Below are 14,603 nucleotides of genomic sequence, written 5' to 3'. Positions count from 1 at the left end.
GGGTGCGCCATGAGCGAAAAGACCTACAACGTGCTGTTCATCTGCACCGGCAATTCGGCACGCTCGATTTTGTCGGAAGGCCTGATGAACCATCTGGGCAATGGGCGCTTCCGCGCATATTCGGCCGGCAGTCATCCGACTGGGGTGGTAAATCCCCTTGCACTGGCGGCGCTGGCACGCCACGGCCTGGACACCAACAGCTTTCGCAGCAAGAGCTGGGATGAGTTCTCACAAGACGGGGCGCCGAAACTCGATTTCGTCTTCACGGTGTGTGACAAGGCAGCGGGCGAAGTTTGTCCGGTATGGCCAGGCCAGCCGATGACAGCTCACTGGGGCGTCCCTGACCCGGCTGCCTGTGAGGGTACCGAGGCCCAGAAGCAGCAAGCCATCAACGACGCAACCATTACGCTCAAGCGCCGTATCGAATTGTTCCTGTCATTGCCGCTTCCGAAGCTGGACGCCGTCGCGCTTCACAAGGCTGTTCAGGACATCGGGAAGCAGTGACACGCATTCCGAGCCGCACCCCAACTATTTCGTAGCGCCCCATGACCACCAACGTATTGATTTTGTGTACCCACAACTCGGCCCGCAGTGTGCTGAGCGAGGGGATGTTGAACCATCTGGCCAAGCAGTTTGGCCGCGATGTGCGCGCCTTTAGCGCCGGAAGCTCGCCCAGCGGGCGCATCAATCCATTCGCCATCGAGGTGCTTGGCAATGCTGGCGTCGACGTCAGCGACTTCTACAGCAAGAGCTGGGATGAATTTGTCGGCGCGAGCGCCCCTGAGATGCGGGTGGTCATCACGGTGTGCGATAGTGCGGCCGAAGAGGAGTGCCCGTATTGGCCGGGCAGCCCGGTGAAGGTGCATTGGGGCTACCCTGACCCGTCGAACACGGAAGGCGGCGACGAAAAGAAGCGACAGGCATTCGAGCTGACCCGGCAGGCCATCGGCTACCGCATGCTGCAACTGCTGACGCTGCCGCTCGACACGCTGAGCAATGCGGAACTGCAGGACCATCTCAACCGTATCTCGCAAAGCTGAGCGTCATGGTCGATCTGCGTAACAGACTTGGCGCCGAAGCCTTGGGAACGGCGCTGCTGCTGGCCATCGTCATCGGCTCCGGCATCATGGCCGAGCGGCTTGCCGGCGGCAATGTCGCCGTCGCCCTGCTGGCCAACACGGCCGCCACGGTCGGTGGCTTGTACATCTTGATCGAAGTCTTTGGCCCGATCAGCGGCGCGCACTTCAATCCAGCCGTCAGCGCGGTCATGGTGGCGCGAGGTGAACTGCCCGGCGCGGCGCTGCTGCCGTACATCGGCGCCCAGCTCGCGGGTGCGGTACTCGGAGCGTGGCTTGCCCATGCTATGTTCGACATGACGATCCTGCAGCTTTCTACCAAGGTCCGCAGCGGTCCTGGGCAATGGATTGCTGAAACCGTTGCGACCGCCGGCCTGCTTTTGGTGATTCTGCGCGCGCCAAACGGACGCGCCTCCGCCATGGTGGCGGCCTATATCGGCTCGGCATACTGGTTCACCGCATCCACATCGTTTGCCAATCCCGCAGCCGCGTTCGGGCGCATGTTCAGCGACAGCTTTGCCGGCATCGCACCGGCGAGCGTGCCGGGCTTCATGCTGGCGCAGTGTCTCGGCGCGGCCATCGGACTGGGGCTGCACCGGCTGCTGGAGCCGCGTGCGTTACCACACGGCCATCCCAACGTCATCGAAGCATCCGGCGAACACCAGGTGGACTGACGCCGACTGGAACCTGGGCGCCGCTCTTGCCGCCTTGGTTGGAATCCTTATTCAACTGCTCGCAACCAGATACGAACCGAATCCGGGAATCGCCATGTCCGTCACCATCTATCACAATCCCGCGTGCGGCACATCGCGCAACACACTGGCCATGATCCGCAATGCGGGCATCGAACCGAACGTCATCGAGTATCTGAACACCCCGCCTGACCGGCAGACGTTGCAGCAGATGATCCGCGATGCGGGCCGCACGGTTCGTGAAGCCATCCGCGAAATGGGTACGCCCTACGCCGAACTAGGCTTGTCCGATCCGTCCCTGATCGATGAGCAGTTACTGGATGCGATGCTGGCCCATCCGATTCTGATCAACCGGCCGTTCGTCATCACGGAGCGTGGCGTGCGACTGTGCCGGCCTTCGGAGGTTGTACTCGACATTCTGGCTTCACCACAGCAAGGCGCCTTCACCAAGGAGGATGGCGAAGTTGTCATCGACGCGCAAGGACGGAGGGTCAAATGACCATGGATCTGCCCAATGTTGTCCCGGCCGTGCTCGATACCCCGGACCTGTACAAGCTGGAACCGTCACGCGTCAGCACGCATCCGCCGCGCATCCTGCTGCTCTATGGCTCGTTGCGCGAGACGTCTTATAGCCGCCTGCTCGTGCACGAAGCCGAGCGGATCCTGCAACATTTCGGTGCCGAGACTCGCGTCTTCGATCCGCGTGACCTGCCGGTGTGCGACAGTGTCCCCGCGGATCACCCCAAAGTGGTCGAGCTGCGCAAGCTCTCGGAGTGGTCGGAAGGCCAGGTGTGGTGCAGTCCCGAGCGGCACGGCACGCTGACCGCGGTTTTCAAGAACCAGATCGACTGGCTCCCTCTGGAGATCGGAGCCATTCGACCGACTCAGGGTCGCACGCTCGCCGTCATGCAGGTCTGCGGCGGCTCGCAGTCGTTCAACGCAGTCAATGCGCTACGCGTGCTGGGGCGCTGGATGCGCATGGTGACAATCCCGAACCAGTCCTCGGTAGCCAAGGCATACCAAAAGTTCGACACGAACGGCCGCATGAAGCCGTCTTCCTACTATGACCGGGTAGTCGACGTCATGGAGGAGCTGTACAAGTTCACGCTGCTCGTGCGCGATCGCAGCGACTATCTTACGGACCGATATAGCGAGCGCAAGGACGCGGCGCCGGCGAACGTTACCGCGCTCGCTGCGGCAGCCATGAGCCATGAGCCGGACGCGCAAGTCAGCGACACGGATAGCGGCGAAGTCGAATAATAAGCAGCCATGGAGCCAACGAATAGTGTGATCGCCAGGCTGGGTGTGGCCCAGACGCTGGCATGGGGCTCCACTTACTATCTGCCGGCCATGCTGGCCACGCGCATGGCCCGGGATCTCGGCGTCGCACCGTCCATGATCTTCGCGGCGTTCAGCGCGGCGCTGATCGTATCGGCGCTGGTCGGCCCCGCCGCGGGCAGGATGATCGATCGCACCGGCGGGCGCTGGGTGTTGGTCGCTACCAGCCTTGTTTTTGCTGCCGGGCTGGCGGGCCTTGGCGTCGCCCAAGGTGTGATTGGACTCTTCGCCGCCTGGCTCGTTCTCGGTATCGGAATGGGCGCGGGCCTTTACGAAGCTGCCTTTGCTACGCTCGTCGCGCTCTACGGCAACCGCTCTCGGGGCGCCATCACCGGCATCACCCTGATCGCGGGCTTTGCCAGTACGGTCGGATGGCCCTTGTCGACCTTCATGGAATCGCACATCGGATGGCGCGGCGCCTGTCTTGCCTGGGCCGCGCTACATTTGACCTTGGGGCTGACGCTCAATCTCAGCATGCCCCGCAGTACGGCAGTTGACCCACCACCCGCCAAAACTGCGTCCTCGCTGGCTTCTAATGACGGCGCGCCTTCTCAGCGTCTTGCATCGTTCGCGCTCGCCTTTGTCTTCGCTGCGACCTGGTTCATTAGCACCGCCATGGCTGCACACCTGCCGCGATTGCTACAGGCAGGCGGTGTGACATTGGCAACTGCTGTGATGGTCGGTGCGCTGATCGGCCCCGCTCAAGTGGGTGCCCGGATACTCGAGTTCGGTCTGCTGCGCAAGATTCATCCACTGCTTTCCGCCCGCATCGCTGCTGCCCTTCACCCCGTGGGTGCTATTGCGTTCGGCGTTGCTGGCGCGCCTGCTGCAGCCTTGTTTGGGGTGCTGCATGGCGCGGGTAATGGCATCCTCACTATCGCTAAGGGAACTCTGCCGCTCGTCATCTTTGGCCCCAACGGCTATGGTCATCGACAAGGCATTTTGATGGTTCCCGCTCGCGTGGCCCAAGCCCTTGCGCCATGGCTCTTCGGAGTCTGCCTGGATGCTTTCGGCGCCCAAGCTCTTTGGCTTTCGTCAAGCCTTGGCGTCGCCGCAATCATGATGCTTTTGGTCATCAAGCAAGTGCATGGACTGCAGTAGTCCAATGGACCATGGGATCGGTTACTGCCACTACTCCTGAAGCCCCATTGCTCGCTCTTCTACGTTTCAGTGGCAGCGCCCATTTTTCTGTTGGATCGGTGGGCACTTGACTGTACCGTACGAGCAGAACACACAGCAGTCACCGGGCGTCGGCCGCAATACTGCCCCGCAGTTGCCACACTCGTAATAGAACTGGCAAGCATTCGTGGGCATGAGTTCCTTCTTTGCGAAGCCGCAGTGTGGGCAAGTAAGGATTGATTCAAGCTGAATCTCGTTCATAGTGGTTTGGGCCAATCGGTCACACGTCAACAGTTTATGCCTGTTCGGTTGGCATATTGCCGCCGCATCCGAACGAAGCGGTGGGGCCTGTACGGGATTTTGTGTGTAGGGCATAACATGTCGAGAAGGAGCATGTATGCCACGCAAACCAAAAGCCACACCCCGGGACCTTCCGAGCATCCCCAAGGAGCTAATTGATCAGCTCGTCAAAGGTCCGATGACTGCTGAGGCGGTGCAGGATGCCGCCATGGCGTTCAAGAAGGCCCTGATCGAGCGGGCGATGGGCGCGAAGCTGCCGTCGCGGTCCCGCGGGATCGCCAGGCGCAGCGGTCCCGTGTCGGTAAGCACCGTCTTGGCGCTGGAGCCGGTGCGCTGGACGGTGGCAACAGCCCTCACCTGCCCCTGCCATAACGAAGTCCCAGTAGCTTTTTCTGCGATCGGGCCTCATGTTAAATTTGCGTCATATTTTGACGTTGTACGCTCGGCCGAGCTGAGCCAGTCCTCGCCTTATCCAAGGAACCTTACGACGACACGTCATGCCGATAAACGCCAGTTATCGGCAAAGGCAACTATGGCAAACGCCGCCCTCGGGCGGCGCGCTGCCCCGAGCCCGAGGTGCGGAGTCCTCTCTTCCGTCCATCGTGGACGGCGAGCACAATCAGGCAGACGCTTGTACGCAGGAGGACTGCCCCGTGCGCATCACCACCGTTCGGCGCCAGCTCGAAGCCCTTGGAATTCATTGCTGCGATCGCATCGAAGATGAGGCGCGCGATGGCATCCCGGTCATCAACGACAGATTGCATGTCAGCGTCTCCCATTTGGAAGCCGGGATGCATCTGGTTCAGCGCAATGCCGACGGCAGTTGTCTCTTCTATCCTGAAACCAGGTCGATGGCGGAACTCGCTGTCCAAATTCGGGAGGCCTTGGGTCGCATGGGCGAGCCAGGTCGCGCAAGAGCTTGATCCTCTAGATATGCGCCGGATCCAATTCCCGAATCATCGCAGCAACGCTCTTCGCATTGAGATCCGTGCCATGTGAGAGCAGTGTGGCGTGCAGCGAAACGAGTTCACGCGCGTCTCGCGCGCGGGTCGGCCTTGGCGTGTTCGATCGCCTTAAGTGTTTCTGAGTCGAGCACTGCTTGGGCGTCTGACGGAATGGCAAACAGTTTGCCGTCGATGTCATGGACATGTAACTGCTCATGGGTGACAGCATCCGTCACCAGCGCGCGGCCGGTCAGGCGCAAGGCGGCTTGGAGATGTGACTGTCCCGAGACGATCCGGTAATTACGTCCTTCTGATCGTCTCACCACCGCGTCAGTGGGGATCTCGCTGAGCTCGATAGCGCCGAATCCGGGGAGCGACATTTCCTCGATGCGATTCTTGATGCAGGCGACCATCACGGCCGCGCCGGGGCGCTCGGTTGCCGCAAGCCGTTCATATTGACCGAGGAGGATGTTGGCCTTCTCGATTGAGGGCGTCGTATAGACAAAGGATTGGATGGCGGTCGGCGGGCGAGTCAACCGGGTCGCCATGATTGCGAATGCCCAGTCTCTCTTGTAGTTGCAGTGTGGGCAAACCCAGCCGTACTTGGTGGCAATCAGGATGCCAGGAGCGCCACCTTCGACTCCGTGGCGATGATCGGCGCTGTTCCTGCAGGTGAAGGCGCGCAGAACCGGGCCGCCGAGGCAGACCTGGTTCTCGTTGAGCTTCTGGACCTGATCGTCGGTGAACGGTGCGCGAATGTAACTCATGGCATTTGAGAAGGCAGCTTGGGCGTGGCATCGCTATCGCCGCGCAGCCGGCACCCGCCACGCTCGGGAGTTTGCCCGGAGGCTAACAGAAACTCTGGGCGCCAGGACACACTGCGGCCGCCGCGTCCTTCCAGTTTATGCCCGGGAGAAGGTCTATGTTGCTTTGGCCGGGCCCGAACCTTTTGTGTGCTGCCCGACCTAAATCCATTCCGCGCTTCCTCGAATCGAAGCAACCAGGACAAATCTGCCCGTCCTGCTCGTGGCGGCGGGGGGACGAAAGCTGCCGTCCCCTTTGCCTCGCCCAGGAATCTGGCCGGCAGATACGTGCCCGCAGACCACGCACCGGAAGCACGTTACCGGCGCCCTGGGGCCCAGTGCCGCGTCAACGGCCGCGACCTTTGGCGTTGTCGATGGCCTCCCGGTTCGCCGCGTCCAGAGCAGACTGCGAATCGTCGGATACAGCAAACTGCCGACCATCGACTTCGTGCACGTGCAGCATTTTCCCGGTGGCTGCGCGACCAGCCATGCTCGGCGGCCTCCTTGGCATATCATTCGCGCAGTTCGTTGGACTACAGTTTGTCCAGCAGCGTGCAAAGGTGGAACCAGGGCAATTGTGCAGCAGCCTGCTGCACAAATTACCCGCTCGGCCAAGCCTCGGCAAGCGCGCGCATGTACTTGAGGTTGCGCGGCGAAAACCCTCATGTCCGGAAACGTCGCCCGCAGATCGCGTGCGAGCCGGTCTATCACCTGGGCTGCCCATCCCTTCTGTGCTGCCGCTCGAGGATGTCACGTCCGATCTGCCAATAAAGCGTCACGAGTTCCCGGTGACCGAGAGGACCGCACACTGGCGTGCCTGCTCGACCCGAGTTTTCAACCCAGCGAGCCAAGCGGTGTAATCGGGGGAAGGGAGCGTTGCGTCCGGCATTCGGTTGGTTTCGGATTGCGGGCCGGCGGCGCCGGTCTCCCCCTCATTATCCGGGTCGGTCAGCTGGCGAGCAATGCAAGGTCCAGGCGGTCCCATAGGATGGGACCGCCGCGAGAATACTACCCAACCTGGAAATGTTCCACGTTCTGCCCGGCGTTGATCGCCCGCTGCAGCCAGTCCGGCATGGCGCCCCGACCGTCCCAGCCCTGCCCCTGCGCGTTGCGGTAGCGCACCGCCCCTAGCGATGGCGCCGGCGGCGGCTCGGCAAAGCAGCCGGCGGCCTGCAGGTCGGACAGGCTCAGCCCATGCTGGGCCATCTGGATGCGGATCCAGGTGATCGCTTCCGCGCGCTCGATTTCGATCGACATGATGCAGGTGAATAGATTTTGAGGAGGCGCAGGATCCAGCGTCGCGCTGTCGTTCGGAAACATTAGACGTCAAGCTTGTTCCGGGGATTGCTGCTACGAAGATCCGCGCCGGCGGGAGGACAAGGTGGCCTATCTGCTTAAATTTTAATCAAATCCACAGATCGCGCACTGGACAAATCCTCGCCCTCAGACGCCCCCCTCAGGCTGGCCCCGGAGCGATCGTTCCTTGCGATAAATCTCTTCAATCGGCGTTTCGCGCAACATATCGCGATCACCAAGGAATCGGATCCAGTACATTATCGCCCCCTCAATGACAGCACGTGGATCAAGCCAGTCGTCGCCATCGACGATGAACCACGATGTCTCTGCGGCACGAACCTCGCCTGGCCCGAGAATGAAGGCAGTCGAGACTTTGGGGTCTGGTTCCCGGTCAACTCGCGAATGCTTGTGAGCGTCAGCGATCTCCCGGCAAATCGCCAGGGGCCTGCAGAGCGAAAGTCTTATCTTGACGCTGATGCATCGGGAAGCCTCCAAATGCGTTGGAAGGAATCCTAGCATGACCAAAGAGCATCCCATTATCTTCAGCGGCGCCATGGTGCGCGTGCTAACTAGAGCGCGCATCAATCTGCTTTCGGGCCCACTCCGAAGCGTGCTGCCATGCCTCGGCTTCGCTGAAGAACTGGCCAGGAACAAGACGGTGATCGAAGACTTTGAGTGGAGCTCCGTCTGCCGCCTTCGTGCAGATCGTCACCTCACCTTGCCAAGGCCCTCCAACGCCAAGAGACGTTGCGGATGCTTCATACCAGTGGTCGCGGTAGTAGGTGAAGCCTTGGAGATCCATTTCTTTCTCCAACTGTCCTGGAGAATCCTAGCATGACGAAAGAATGCCCCATCCTCTTCAGCGGCGCCATGGTGCGCGCCATTCTGGACGGCCGGATCACCAACCACTTAATGTGGGCCGCTTCCTTGATCCGATCTCGATGCTTGTCGAAGACCTCCCCGAGGTCGCCAATATATAGGACGGTGATGGGCAAGACTGTGGCTATGGGGCCGCTCTTTGCGCTCGTGCTTTACCTGTTTGCCATTCGTCGCAGTTTTGCGCTGTTGCTGCCAGTAAGAACTCGTCCTGCGCTCCGGTTAGCCCTCGTAGCCGCAAGCGATCCAGCTTCAAGATTTGTTTCAGATGAGCAAATAGCATCTCCACCTTCTTTCGCTCCCGGCGCGACTGCTTGAACTCGGGTGTCACCGCGAGTTTCCGTGCTACTTCACGCGCTCTCATGGATGCTGCGAGCGATCTTGCGGAATGGCATGTTCGGGCAGCATTGATTCTTCAGCGCGCATCCACCACAGTCGTGCTGGCTGGCTCGATAGATGACGGTGTCGGCCTTCGTGATGTGATCCGCAGGGTATCCGGAACTGGCGCCGACTGATCCGTCCACTATTTGCGCGGTAGCGCCGGCTCCCGGGATTGGCGGTGCAACACGGAATTGACTATGCGGATGCTTCGTGGTTGCCGCGCAATTCGCCGCCGGCAATCACCAGCGGCGCTTCGAAGTACCGGACGACCGGGTCCGCACCGTAGAACCCTGCCATCTGCAGACGCCATGCATCGCCGAGTGCCTGCTCCGCAGCCGCGGTGTCCTGCCACAGAAACACCGCGCCGCCCTGTCGCGCTTTCGGGTCATACAGGTACGTCTTGTGCAACAGCGCCGGATTCTCCTTCCAGTGTTCGGCAGTCTTGCGGCAGTGCGCAACGAACGCCTCCCGGGTCATACCGTCAGGCAGGCTGAATAAGACTGTGACTATCATCATTCTCAGGGCTCCTCAGCCAGAAGTGACGATTTTGCACGTGTGTGCACGTTTGCCCCCGGAGGTCGGGCAAGCGGACGGCAAATCCCGATTGGCATTTTCTCGTCCGCCACGGGTGGCTGTCAGCTAGCGGTATAGGCCACGCGGCTTCAATGTCAAGCTCCGTCCGAATCGGTATGCCGGTAACTTGGGTCAGACCTTCAAAAATCACCTATTGCTGGTAGCAACGTCCGCTATTTTACGAGCGCATTAAATTCTCGGCCGACAGCGCTATGCGGAAATAGGACAAAAAAATTAAATATTTTGATCCGTATCGTCGCGCAACCTGGCTCGAGCTTTTTTCCAACTTATTTTTGCGGTAACCCATCTGGACGAAGCGCATCGCCGTGGCCAATTGCGCTTCTTCGGCGATTACACCTCGCTCGCCGATCCGGGGAAATGTGTAAATCTTTCCTCTTGGCACTTCAATACCGTTGGGCCGTGAGGGTCCATTCGATCCCACCGCTCACCGGTGGGACGCGTTCGTTTCATTCGTATTTTCCGTGTTTTCTTGCGGTTTGCGCCGGAGAGTGTTGATTTATCCAGGACTTGGAGATACCCCGCTCGCGCGAGACTCATAGCGCCGAAATCCTTTGCTACAGACGGCTCTGCGCCCTCCTACCGCCACTTTTTGCACGTAATGTACGATCACCCCAGGAAGGGCGCGGCCACTTATTCCCAGCGCTCGTCCCTGACCTGCACCTTGCCGCCCTCCACCCGAACCGGAAAGGTCGCCACCGGCTCGTAGGCGGGCGGGGACAGCGCCTCGCCCGTCAGCAGGGAAAAGTGCGAGCCGTGGCGCGGGCAGACGACTTCCTGGCCTTCCACGTCGCCGCCGCAAAGCGGCTCGGCCTCGTGCGAGCAGAGGTCCTCGATGGCGTAGTAATTGCCACCCACATTGAATACCGCGACCTGTACGCCATCGACATCGACGCTACGGCAAGTGCCCGGCGCGAACTCCTCGGCGCGGGCGACATCGATCCACTCGCTCATCTCAGAGCAGCCCCAGTTCCAGGCGCGCCGCCTCGCTCATTCGTTCTCTCGACCAGGGCGGGTCCCATACCAGTTCAACCTCGACGTCGTTCACGCCGCTGGCTTCCATCACGGCGTCCTCCACCACACCGGGGAAGGTCTGCGCCACCGGGCAGCCTGGCGCGGTCAGCGTCATGCGGATGCCCACCTTGCCGCTGGCTTCGTCCACCGATAACTGGTAGATCAGGCCAAGTTCATAGATATTGACCGGGATCTCGGGGTCGTACACGGTGCGCAAGGCCGCTATCACCCGCCCCTCGAGGCTGTCCGGCTCAGGCTCGAACCTGTCTTCGTGTTCCTCGGCCTTGCGCAGCCAATCGATCATGCTCATCGCTTCACTCCGTTGAGGCCGGCTTGGCGCGGTTCTCCAAAGCGGCTTGCATGGTATGCCAGGCCAGGGTTGCGCACTTCACGCGCGCCGGAAACTCGCGCACCCCGGCCAGGACCTCCAGCTTGCCCAACGGCACGCCGGCCCGCGCCGACTCTGCGGTCACCAGCGCGTGGAAGGCAGAGAACAAGGCCCGCGCTTGTGCCTCGGTCTTGCCCTTGAGCGCCTCTGTCATCAGCGAGGCGGAGGCGGTGGAGATGGCGCAGCCCGAGCCATCGAAGCTGGCGTCCTCGATCACCCCATCGCTGATTCTCAGGTACAGCGTCAGCCGATCGCCGCACAGCGGGTTGAACCCCTCGGCGCTGCGGTTCGCTGCCGCCAGCCGCCCGAAATTGCGTGGCGAGCGACTGTGGTCGACGACCACTTCCTGGTAGAGGTTGCGCAGGTCGGACATCAGGCGAATATCTCCTGTGCCGCGCGCACGGCAGCAAACAGTGCATCCACTTCTTCACGCGTGTTGTACAGCGCGAAGGAAGCGCGCACCGTGGCAGGCACGCCGAAGCGCTCCATCACGGGCATGGCGCAATGGTGGCCGGCACGGACCGCCACGCCGTGCTGATCGAGGATGGTGCCGACATCGTGCGGATGGATGCCGGCCAGGGTGAACGAAAGGATGCTCGCCTTGTCGGCAGCCGTGCCGATCATGCGCAGGCCGGCGATCCGCGCTGCCTGCGCGCTGGCGTAGGCGAGCAGCGCGTGCTCGTGGGCGGCGATGGCCTCCAGGCCGACCGCGCGCACATACTCGATGGCGGCGCCAAGGGCGATGACGCCGGCGATATTGGGCGTGCCGGCCTCGAACTTGTAGGGAAGCTCGTTGTATGTGGTCTTGCGGAACGTGACCTCGCGAATCATGTCCCCGCCGCCCTGGTAAGGCGGCATGGCATCGAGCAGCGCAGCCTTGCCATAGAGCACGCCGATGCCGGTGGGGCCGTAGAGCTTGTGCCCCGAGAAGGCGTAGAAATCGCAATCGAGGGCCTGTACGTCGACCTTGAGGTGGGGCACCGCCTGCGCGCCATCGACCAGCACCGGGATGCCCCGGGCATGCGCCAGCTCGATGATGTGTCGCACCGGGTTGACCGTGCCGAGCGCGTTGGAGAGGTGCGCCAATGCAACCAGCCTGGTGCGTGGGCCGAGCAATCGCGCGAACTGTTCCAGCATCAACTCGCCCGCGTCGTTGATCGGCGCCACCTGCAGCAAGGCGCCGGAGCGCTGGCACGCCAGCTGCCACGGCACGATGTTGGAGTGGTGCTCCATCGCGCTGATCAGGATCTCGTCGCCCGGGCGCAGGCGCTGGCCGAAGCTTGCCGCCACCAGGTTGATCGCCTCGGTGGTGCCGCGCACAAACACGATTTCCTCGCGCCCGGCCGCGTTGATCAAGTCTCGCACGGCGTCGCGCGCAGCCTCGTAGGCCTCGGTGGCGCGCTGGCTCAGGGTGTGCACGGCGCGGTGGACATTGGCATTGAGCGCGCTGTAGTAACGTGCTTCGCTAGCGATCACACTTTGCGGCTTCTGGGTGGTGGCGGCGTTGTCCAGGTAGACCAGCGGCTTACCGTTGACGGTCTGGCGCAGGATGGGGAAATCCTGCCGCAGCCGCTCCACCTCCAGGCCGGCGTCCGGCACCGCGCGCTCCACGGCCATCAGTTCATGCGCTGCCGTGTTCATGGCAGCTCCTTCACAGGTTCCGGCAGCTTGCCGCGCAAGAGCGTTTCCAGCCGCGTGCGCAATGGGGCAGAGCCGAGCCGCCTGACGACCTCCTCGGCGAAGGCAAAGGTCAGCAGGGCACGCGCCGCGGCAGCGTCCATCCCACGCGAGCGCAGGTAGTAAATCTGCTCGGCATCGAGCTGGCCTACGGTGGCGCCGTGGCCGCATTTGACGTCGTCGGCATAGATCTCCAGCTGCGGCTTGGTGTCGACCTCGGCTTGGTCGGACAGCAGCAGGTTGCGGTTGGACTGGTGGGCATCGCTGTGCTGGGCATCGGCATGCACCACCACCTTGCCGTTGAAGACGGCGCGCGAGGCGCCCGCCAGCACGCCTTTATACAACTCGCGACTCTTGCTGTGCGGGCTGGCGTGGTCGATGCGGGTGTGGTGGTCGATATGCTGCCGCCCGGCAGTCATATACAGCCCGTCCAGCGAACACTCGGTATGCTCGGCATTCAGCCCGACTTCGATGTCGACCCGCGCCAGGGCGCTGCCCAGGGCAAAGGAACTGGAGGTGAAGCGGCTACCCTGCCGCTGGTCCAGGTTCACGCCGGCGATATGGAAGGCCTTGAGGCTCTCCTGCTGCAGCTTGTGATGTTCGACCTGGGCATCACGCTCGGCAACGATGTCAGTGATGGTATTGGTGCAATAGCCCAGGCCATCCAGGCCCGCGTGGTGCTCCACGATGCAGACCTGGCTGCCGGCTTGCGCCACCACGAGGTTGCGCGCATGGGTAGCCAGCTCGCCAGCCGTGGCGAGGAACAGCAAGTGGATCGGCTGTTCGGGGACGGTTCCGGGCGCCACGCGGATATAGGCACCGTCGGTCATGAACGCCATGTTCAAGGCGGCGAAACCGGACGGATAGTCGCTAGCGCGACGCAGGAGCAGCGCTTCCAGGCAGTCCGGTGCGCGCTCCAGCGTGGCGGCGAGGCTGGCGAGCTCCATCCCCGCAGGCAGCGCACCGATGCGCGACCATTGCGGCTGGTGCGCGCCGTTGACGAATACCAGCAGGTGCGCGCCGGCCAGGGCGAGCGCCTCGATCCGCGCTGCCACCGCAGCGTCCAGGCCGTCGCCGGCCTGCGGCAGTGTCACGGCAAAGCGGCTTCTCTCGAGTGCGGCCACGCTGGTGTATTTCCAGTCCTCCTGGCGCAGTGTAGGGAACCCGGCCTGGGCGAAATGATCCAGCGCCTGCCGGCGCGCGTGCGCGAGCCAGCCCAGGCGGCGGCCGGGCAGCGCGGCCTCGACGCGGTCGAACTCGGCGAGATAGTGCTCCAGTCCGCTTGCGCTCATGCTGAAGACTCCATCCCCGTGACGGCCTGCGCCTCCACCCCGGCATAGCCGCGCCGTTCCAGTTCGCGCGCCAGCTCGGGCCCGCCGGACCTGGCGATGCGGCCGTGCGCAAGCACGTGAACCTGATCCGGCACGATGTAATCGAGCAGGCGCTGGTAGTGCGTGACCAGCACAATGGCGCGTTGCGGGCTGCGCATGGCCTCGATGCCCCTGGCGACGATCTTGAGCGCATCGATGTCGAGACCGGAGTCGGTTTCGTCGAGAATGGCGAGCCGGGGCTCCAGCACCGCCATCTGCAGGATCTCGTTGCGCTTCTTCTCGCCGCCGGAGAAGCCCTCGTTCACCGAGCGGTAAAGCAGGTCCTGGTCCATCTCCATGAGCTGGAGCTTGTCCTTGACCAGGGCGAGAAAATCCATGGCGTCCAGCTCTGGCTCACCGCGGTGCTTGCGGATCGCGTTGAGCCCCGCCTTGAGCAGGTAGATATTCGAGACGCCGGGGATTTCCACGGGATACTGGAAGGCGAGGAAGATGCCCGCGCGGGCGCGCTCTTCCGGCGGCATGCCAAGCAGGTTCGTGCCATCGTAGAGGACTTCACCCGCAGTGACGGTGAAGCGGTCGCGGCCGGCCAGTACGTGGGCCAGGGTGCTCTTGCCCGAACCATTGGGGCCCATGATGGCATGCACCTCGCCGGCCTTCACGCTGAGATCGATGCCGTGAAGGATGGGCTTCTCGTCTACGCTGACGTGCAGCTTGCGAATCTCAAGCATGGCTGGCTTCTTTCATCAAATGTGGCCTGCGGCGCGCCCCGGGCGCCCC

Annotated in this window: 19 protein-coding genes and 3 pseudogenes; 9 read left to right on the top strand and 13 right to left on the bottom strand. The window is 62.4% G+C overall.

Features of this window, described 5'->3' with window-relative positions; genetic code table 11:
* The first annotated feature begins 9 nt into the window (after positions 1-9).
* From ABNX08_RS36475 to ABNX08_RS36450, 6 genes are all read left to right on the top strand, one after another.
* Positions 10-504, top strand: a complete 495-nt coding sequence (locus ABNX08_RS36475) for an arsenate reductase ArsC (RefSeq protein WP_349604873.1) — start codon at positions 10-12, stop codon at positions 502-504.
* Positions 505-545: 41 nt separating this feature from the next.
* Complete coding sequence (locus tag ABNX08_RS36470; RefSeq protein WP_349604875.1) at positions 546-1,040, top strand: arsenate reductase ArsC; 495 nt, start codon at positions 546-548, stop codon at positions 1,038-1,040.
* Positions 1,041-1,045: 5 nt separating this feature from the next.
* Entirely contained in the window at positions 1,046-1,750 is a 705-nt protein-coding gene (locus ABNX08_RS36465) for an MIP/aquaporin family protein (RefSeq protein ID WP_349604876.1), read from the top strand.
* 94 nt (positions 1,751-1,844) lie between these two features.
* Positions 1,845-2,267, top strand: coding sequence for an arsenate reductase (glutaredoxin) (arsC, locus tag ABNX08_RS36460; RefSeq protein ID WP_349604877.1), 423 nt, complete (start codon positions 1,845-1,847; stop codon positions 2,265-2,267).
* Positions 2,264-3,028 carry an arsenical resistance protein ArsH gene (arsH, locus tag ABNX08_RS36455; RefSeq protein WP_349604879.1) on the top strand — a complete coding sequence of 255 codons (765 nt, stop codon included), beginning with the start codon at positions 2,264-2,266 and terminating at the stop codon, positions 3,026-3,028. The genes arsC and arsH overlap by 4 nt, the downstream gene beginning before the upstream one ends.
* 9 nt (positions 3,029-3,037) lie before the next feature.
* Positions 3,038-4,207, top strand: coding sequence for an MFS transporter (locus ABNX08_RS36450; RefSeq protein WP_349604881.1), 1,170 nt, complete (start codon positions 3,038-3,040; stop codon positions 4,205-4,207).
* Between the two features lie 66 nt (positions 4,208-4,273).
* Here ABNX08_RS36450 and ABNX08_RS36445 read toward each other — a convergent pair whose 3' ends face one another.
* Positions 4,274-4,486 carry a GDCCVxC domain-containing (seleno)protein gene (locus ABNX08_RS36445; protein ID WP_349604882.1) on the bottom strand — a complete coding sequence of 71 codons (213 nt, stop codon included), beginning with the start codon at positions 4,484-4,486 and terminating at the stop codon, positions 4,274-4,276.
* A gap of 136 nt (positions 4,487-4,622) precedes the next feature.
* On the opposite strand from ABNX08_RS36445, the pseudogene ABNX08_RS36440 reads away from it, so the two are divergent.
* Positions 4,623-4,781, top strand: a pseudogene (locus ABNX08_RS36440) (IS256 family transposase); the annotation flags it as partial.
* Here the strand turns inward: ABNX08_RS36440 and ABNX08_RS36435 are convergent.
* A pseudogene (locus ABNX08_RS36435) lies at positions 4,769-4,858 on the bottom strand (transposase); the annotation flags it as partial. The pseudogenes ABNX08_RS36440 and ABNX08_RS36435 sit on opposite strands and share 13 nt — an antisense overlap.
* Positions 4,859-5,178: 320 nt before the next feature.
* Between ABNX08_RS36435 and ABNX08_RS36430 the strand changes: the two are divergent.
* On the top strand, positions 5,179-5,448 hold the full coding sequence (locus ABNX08_RS36430) for a hypothetical protein (RefSeq protein ID WP_349604883.1): 270 nt from the start codon (positions 5,179-5,181) through the stop codon (positions 5,446-5,448).
* Positions 5,449-5,552: 104 nt separating this feature from the next.
* Here the strand turns inward: ABNX08_RS36430 and ABNX08_RS36425 are convergent, their stop codons facing one another.
* The 3 genes from ABNX08_RS36425 to ABNX08_RS36415 form a co-directional block, all read right to left on the bottom strand.
* On the bottom strand, positions 5,553-6,236 hold the full coding sequence (locus tag ABNX08_RS36425) for a hypothetical protein (RefSeq protein WP_349604884.1): 684 nt from the start codon (positions 6,234-6,236) through the stop codon (positions 5,553-5,555).
* 382 nt (positions 6,237-6,618) lie between these two features.
* Positions 6,619-6,762, bottom strand: a complete 144-nt coding sequence (locus ABNX08_RS36420) for a hypothetical protein (RefSeq protein WP_349604886.1) — start codon at positions 6,760-6,762, stop codon at positions 6,619-6,621.
* Positions 6,763-7,280: 518 nt separating this feature from the next.
* Positions 7,281-7,529: an H-NS family nucleoid-associated regulatory protein gene (locus ABNX08_RS36415; RefSeq protein WP_042876374.1), complete on the bottom strand. Its 249-nt coding sequence runs from the start codon at positions 7,527-7,529 to the stop codon at positions 7,281-7,283.
* A 556-nt stretch (positions 7,530-8,085) separates the two neighbouring features.
* Between ABNX08_RS36415 and ABNX08_RS36410 the strand changes: the two genes are divergently transcribed.
* Entirely contained in the window at positions 8,086-8,406 is a 321-nt protein-coding gene (locus ABNX08_RS36410; protein ID WP_374063794.1) for a hypothetical protein, read from the top strand.
* A gap of 165 nt (positions 8,407-8,571) precedes the next feature.
* Here the strand turns inward: ABNX08_RS36410 and ABNX08_RS36405 are convergent.
* The 8 genes and pseudogenes from ABNX08_RS36405 to sufC form a co-directional block, all read right to left on the bottom strand.
* Positions 8,572-8,908: pseudogene (locus ABNX08_RS36405) on the bottom strand (transposase); the annotation flags it as partial.
* A gap of 112 nt (positions 8,909-9,020) precedes the next feature.
* A complete protein-coding gene (locus ABNX08_RS36400; RefSeq protein ID WP_349604889.1) occupies positions 9,021-9,302 on the bottom strand; it encodes a hypothetical protein in 282 nt (93 codons plus the stop codon).
* A 747-nt stretch (positions 9,303-10,049) separates the two neighbouring features.
* A complete protein-coding gene (locus ABNX08_RS36395; RefSeq protein ID WP_349604891.1) occupies positions 10,050-10,370 on the bottom strand; it encodes a non-heme iron oxygenase ferredoxin subunit in 321 nt (106 codons plus the stop codon).
* A 1-nt stretch (position 10,371) separates the two neighbouring features.
* A complete protein-coding gene (locus ABNX08_RS36390) occupies positions 10,372-10,740 on the bottom strand; it encodes an SUF system Fe-S cluster assembly protein (protein ID WP_349604892.1) in 369 nt (122 codons plus the stop codon).
* 4 nt (positions 10,741-10,744) lie between these two features.
* Positions 10,745-11,191: a Fe-S cluster assembly sulfur transfer protein SufU gene (gene sufU, locus ABNX08_RS36385; RefSeq protein WP_349604894.1), complete on the bottom strand. Its 447-nt coding sequence runs from the start codon at positions 11,189-11,191 to the stop codon at positions 10,745-10,747.
* On the bottom strand, positions 11,191-12,459 hold the full coding sequence (locus ABNX08_RS36380) for a cysteine desulfurase (protein WP_349604896.1): 1,269 nt from the start codon (positions 12,457-12,459) through the stop codon (positions 11,191-11,193). The genes sufU and ABNX08_RS36380 overlap by 1 nt, the downstream gene beginning before the upstream one ends.
* Positions 12,456-13,787: a Fe-S cluster assembly protein SufD gene (sufD, locus tag ABNX08_RS36375; RefSeq protein WP_349604897.1), complete on the bottom strand. Its 1,332-nt coding sequence runs from the start codon at positions 13,785-13,787 to the stop codon at positions 12,456-12,458. Before sufD ends, ABNX08_RS36380 begins: the two co-directional genes overlap by 4 nt.
* Positions 13,784-14,554, bottom strand: coding sequence for a Fe-S cluster assembly ATPase SufC (gene sufC / locus ABNX08_RS36370; RefSeq protein WP_349604899.1), 771 nt, complete (start codon positions 14,552-14,554; stop codon positions 13,784-13,786). Before sufC ends, sufD begins: the two co-directional genes overlap by 4 nt.
* Positions 14,555-14,603 lie beyond the last annotated feature (49 nt).

It is taken from the genome of Cupriavidus sp. DF5525 (assembly GCF_040149425.2).
Classification (GTDB): domain Bacteria; phylum Pseudomonadota; class Gammaproteobacteria; order Burkholderiales; family Burkholderiaceae; genus Cupriavidus; species Cupriavidus pickettii_A.
Note: the sequence above shows the minus strand (reverse complement) of the source record. Positions and strands in the feature narration are given on the sequence as shown.

Excerpts from the sequence above, each read along its gene's own strand:
- ABNX08_RS36475 (WP_349604873.1), top strand. The coding sequence starts at position 10 with ATGAGCGAAAAGACCTACAACGTGCTGTTCATCTGCACCGGCAATTCG.
- ABNX08_RS36470 (WP_349604875.1), top strand. The coding sequence starts at position 546 with ATGACCACCAACGTATTGATTTTGTGTACCCACAACTCGGCCCGCAGT.
- ABNX08_RS36465 (WP_349604876.1), top strand. The coding sequence starts at position 1,046 with ATGGTCGATCTGCGTAACAGACTTGGCGCCGAAGCCTTGGGAACGGCG.
- arsC (WP_349604877.1), top strand. The coding sequence starts at position 1,845 with ATGTCCGTCACCATCTATCACAATCCCGCGTGCGGCACATCGCGCAAC.
- arsH (WP_349604879.1), top strand. The coding sequence starts at position 2,264 with ATGACCATGGATCTGCCCAATGTTGTCCCGGCCGTGCTCGATACCCCG.
- ABNX08_RS36450 (WP_349604881.1), top strand. The coding sequence starts at position 3,038 with ATGGAGCCAACGAATAGTGTGATCGCCAGGCTGGGTGTGGCCCAGACG.
- ABNX08_RS36445 (WP_349604882.1), bottom strand. The coding sequence starts at position 4,486 with ATGAACGAGATTCAGCTTGAATCAATCCTTACTTGCCCACACTGCGGC.
- ABNX08_RS36425 (WP_349604884.1), bottom strand. The coding sequence starts at position 6,236 with ATGAGTTACATTCGCGCACCGTTCACCGACGATCAGGTCCAGAAGCTC.
- ABNX08_RS36420 (WP_349604886.1), bottom strand. The coding sequence starts at position 6,762 with ATGGCTGGTCGCGCAGCCACCGGGAAAATGCTGCACGTGCACGAAGTC.
- ABNX08_RS36415 (WP_042876374.1), bottom strand. The coding sequence starts at position 7,529 with ATGTCGATCGAAATCGAGCGCGCGGAAGCGATCACCTGGATCCGCATC.
- ABNX08_RS36410 (WP_374063794.1), top strand. The coding sequence starts at position 8,086 with ATGACCAAAGAGCATCCCATTATCTTCAGCGGCGCCATGGTGCGCGTG.
- ABNX08_RS36400 (WP_349604889.1), bottom strand. The coding sequence starts at position 9,302 with ATGACCCGGGAGGCGTTCGTTGCGCACTGCCGCAAGACTGCCGAACAC.
- ABNX08_RS36395 (WP_349604891.1), bottom strand. The coding sequence starts at position 10,370 with ATGAGCGAGTGGATCGATGTCGCCCGCGCCGAGGAGTTCGCGCCGGGC.
- ABNX08_RS36390 (WP_349604892.1), bottom strand. The coding sequence starts at position 10,740 with ATGAGCATGATCGATTGGCTGCGCAAGGCCGAGGAACACGAAGACAGG.
- sufU (WP_349604894.1), bottom strand. The coding sequence starts at position 11,191 with ATGTCCGACCTGCGCAACCTCTACCAGGAAGTGGTCGTCGACCACAGT.
- ABNX08_RS36380 (WP_349604896.1), bottom strand. The coding sequence starts at position 12,459 with ATGAACACGGCAGCGCATGAACTGATGGCCGTGGAGCGCGCGGTGCCG.
- sufD (WP_349604897.1), bottom strand. The coding sequence starts at position 13,787 with ATGAGCGCAAGCGGACTGGAGCACTATCTCGCCGAGTTCGACCGCGTC.
- sufC (WP_349604899.1), bottom strand. The coding sequence starts at position 14,554 with ATGCTTGAGATTCGCAAGCTGCACGTCAGCGTAGACGAGAAGCCCATC.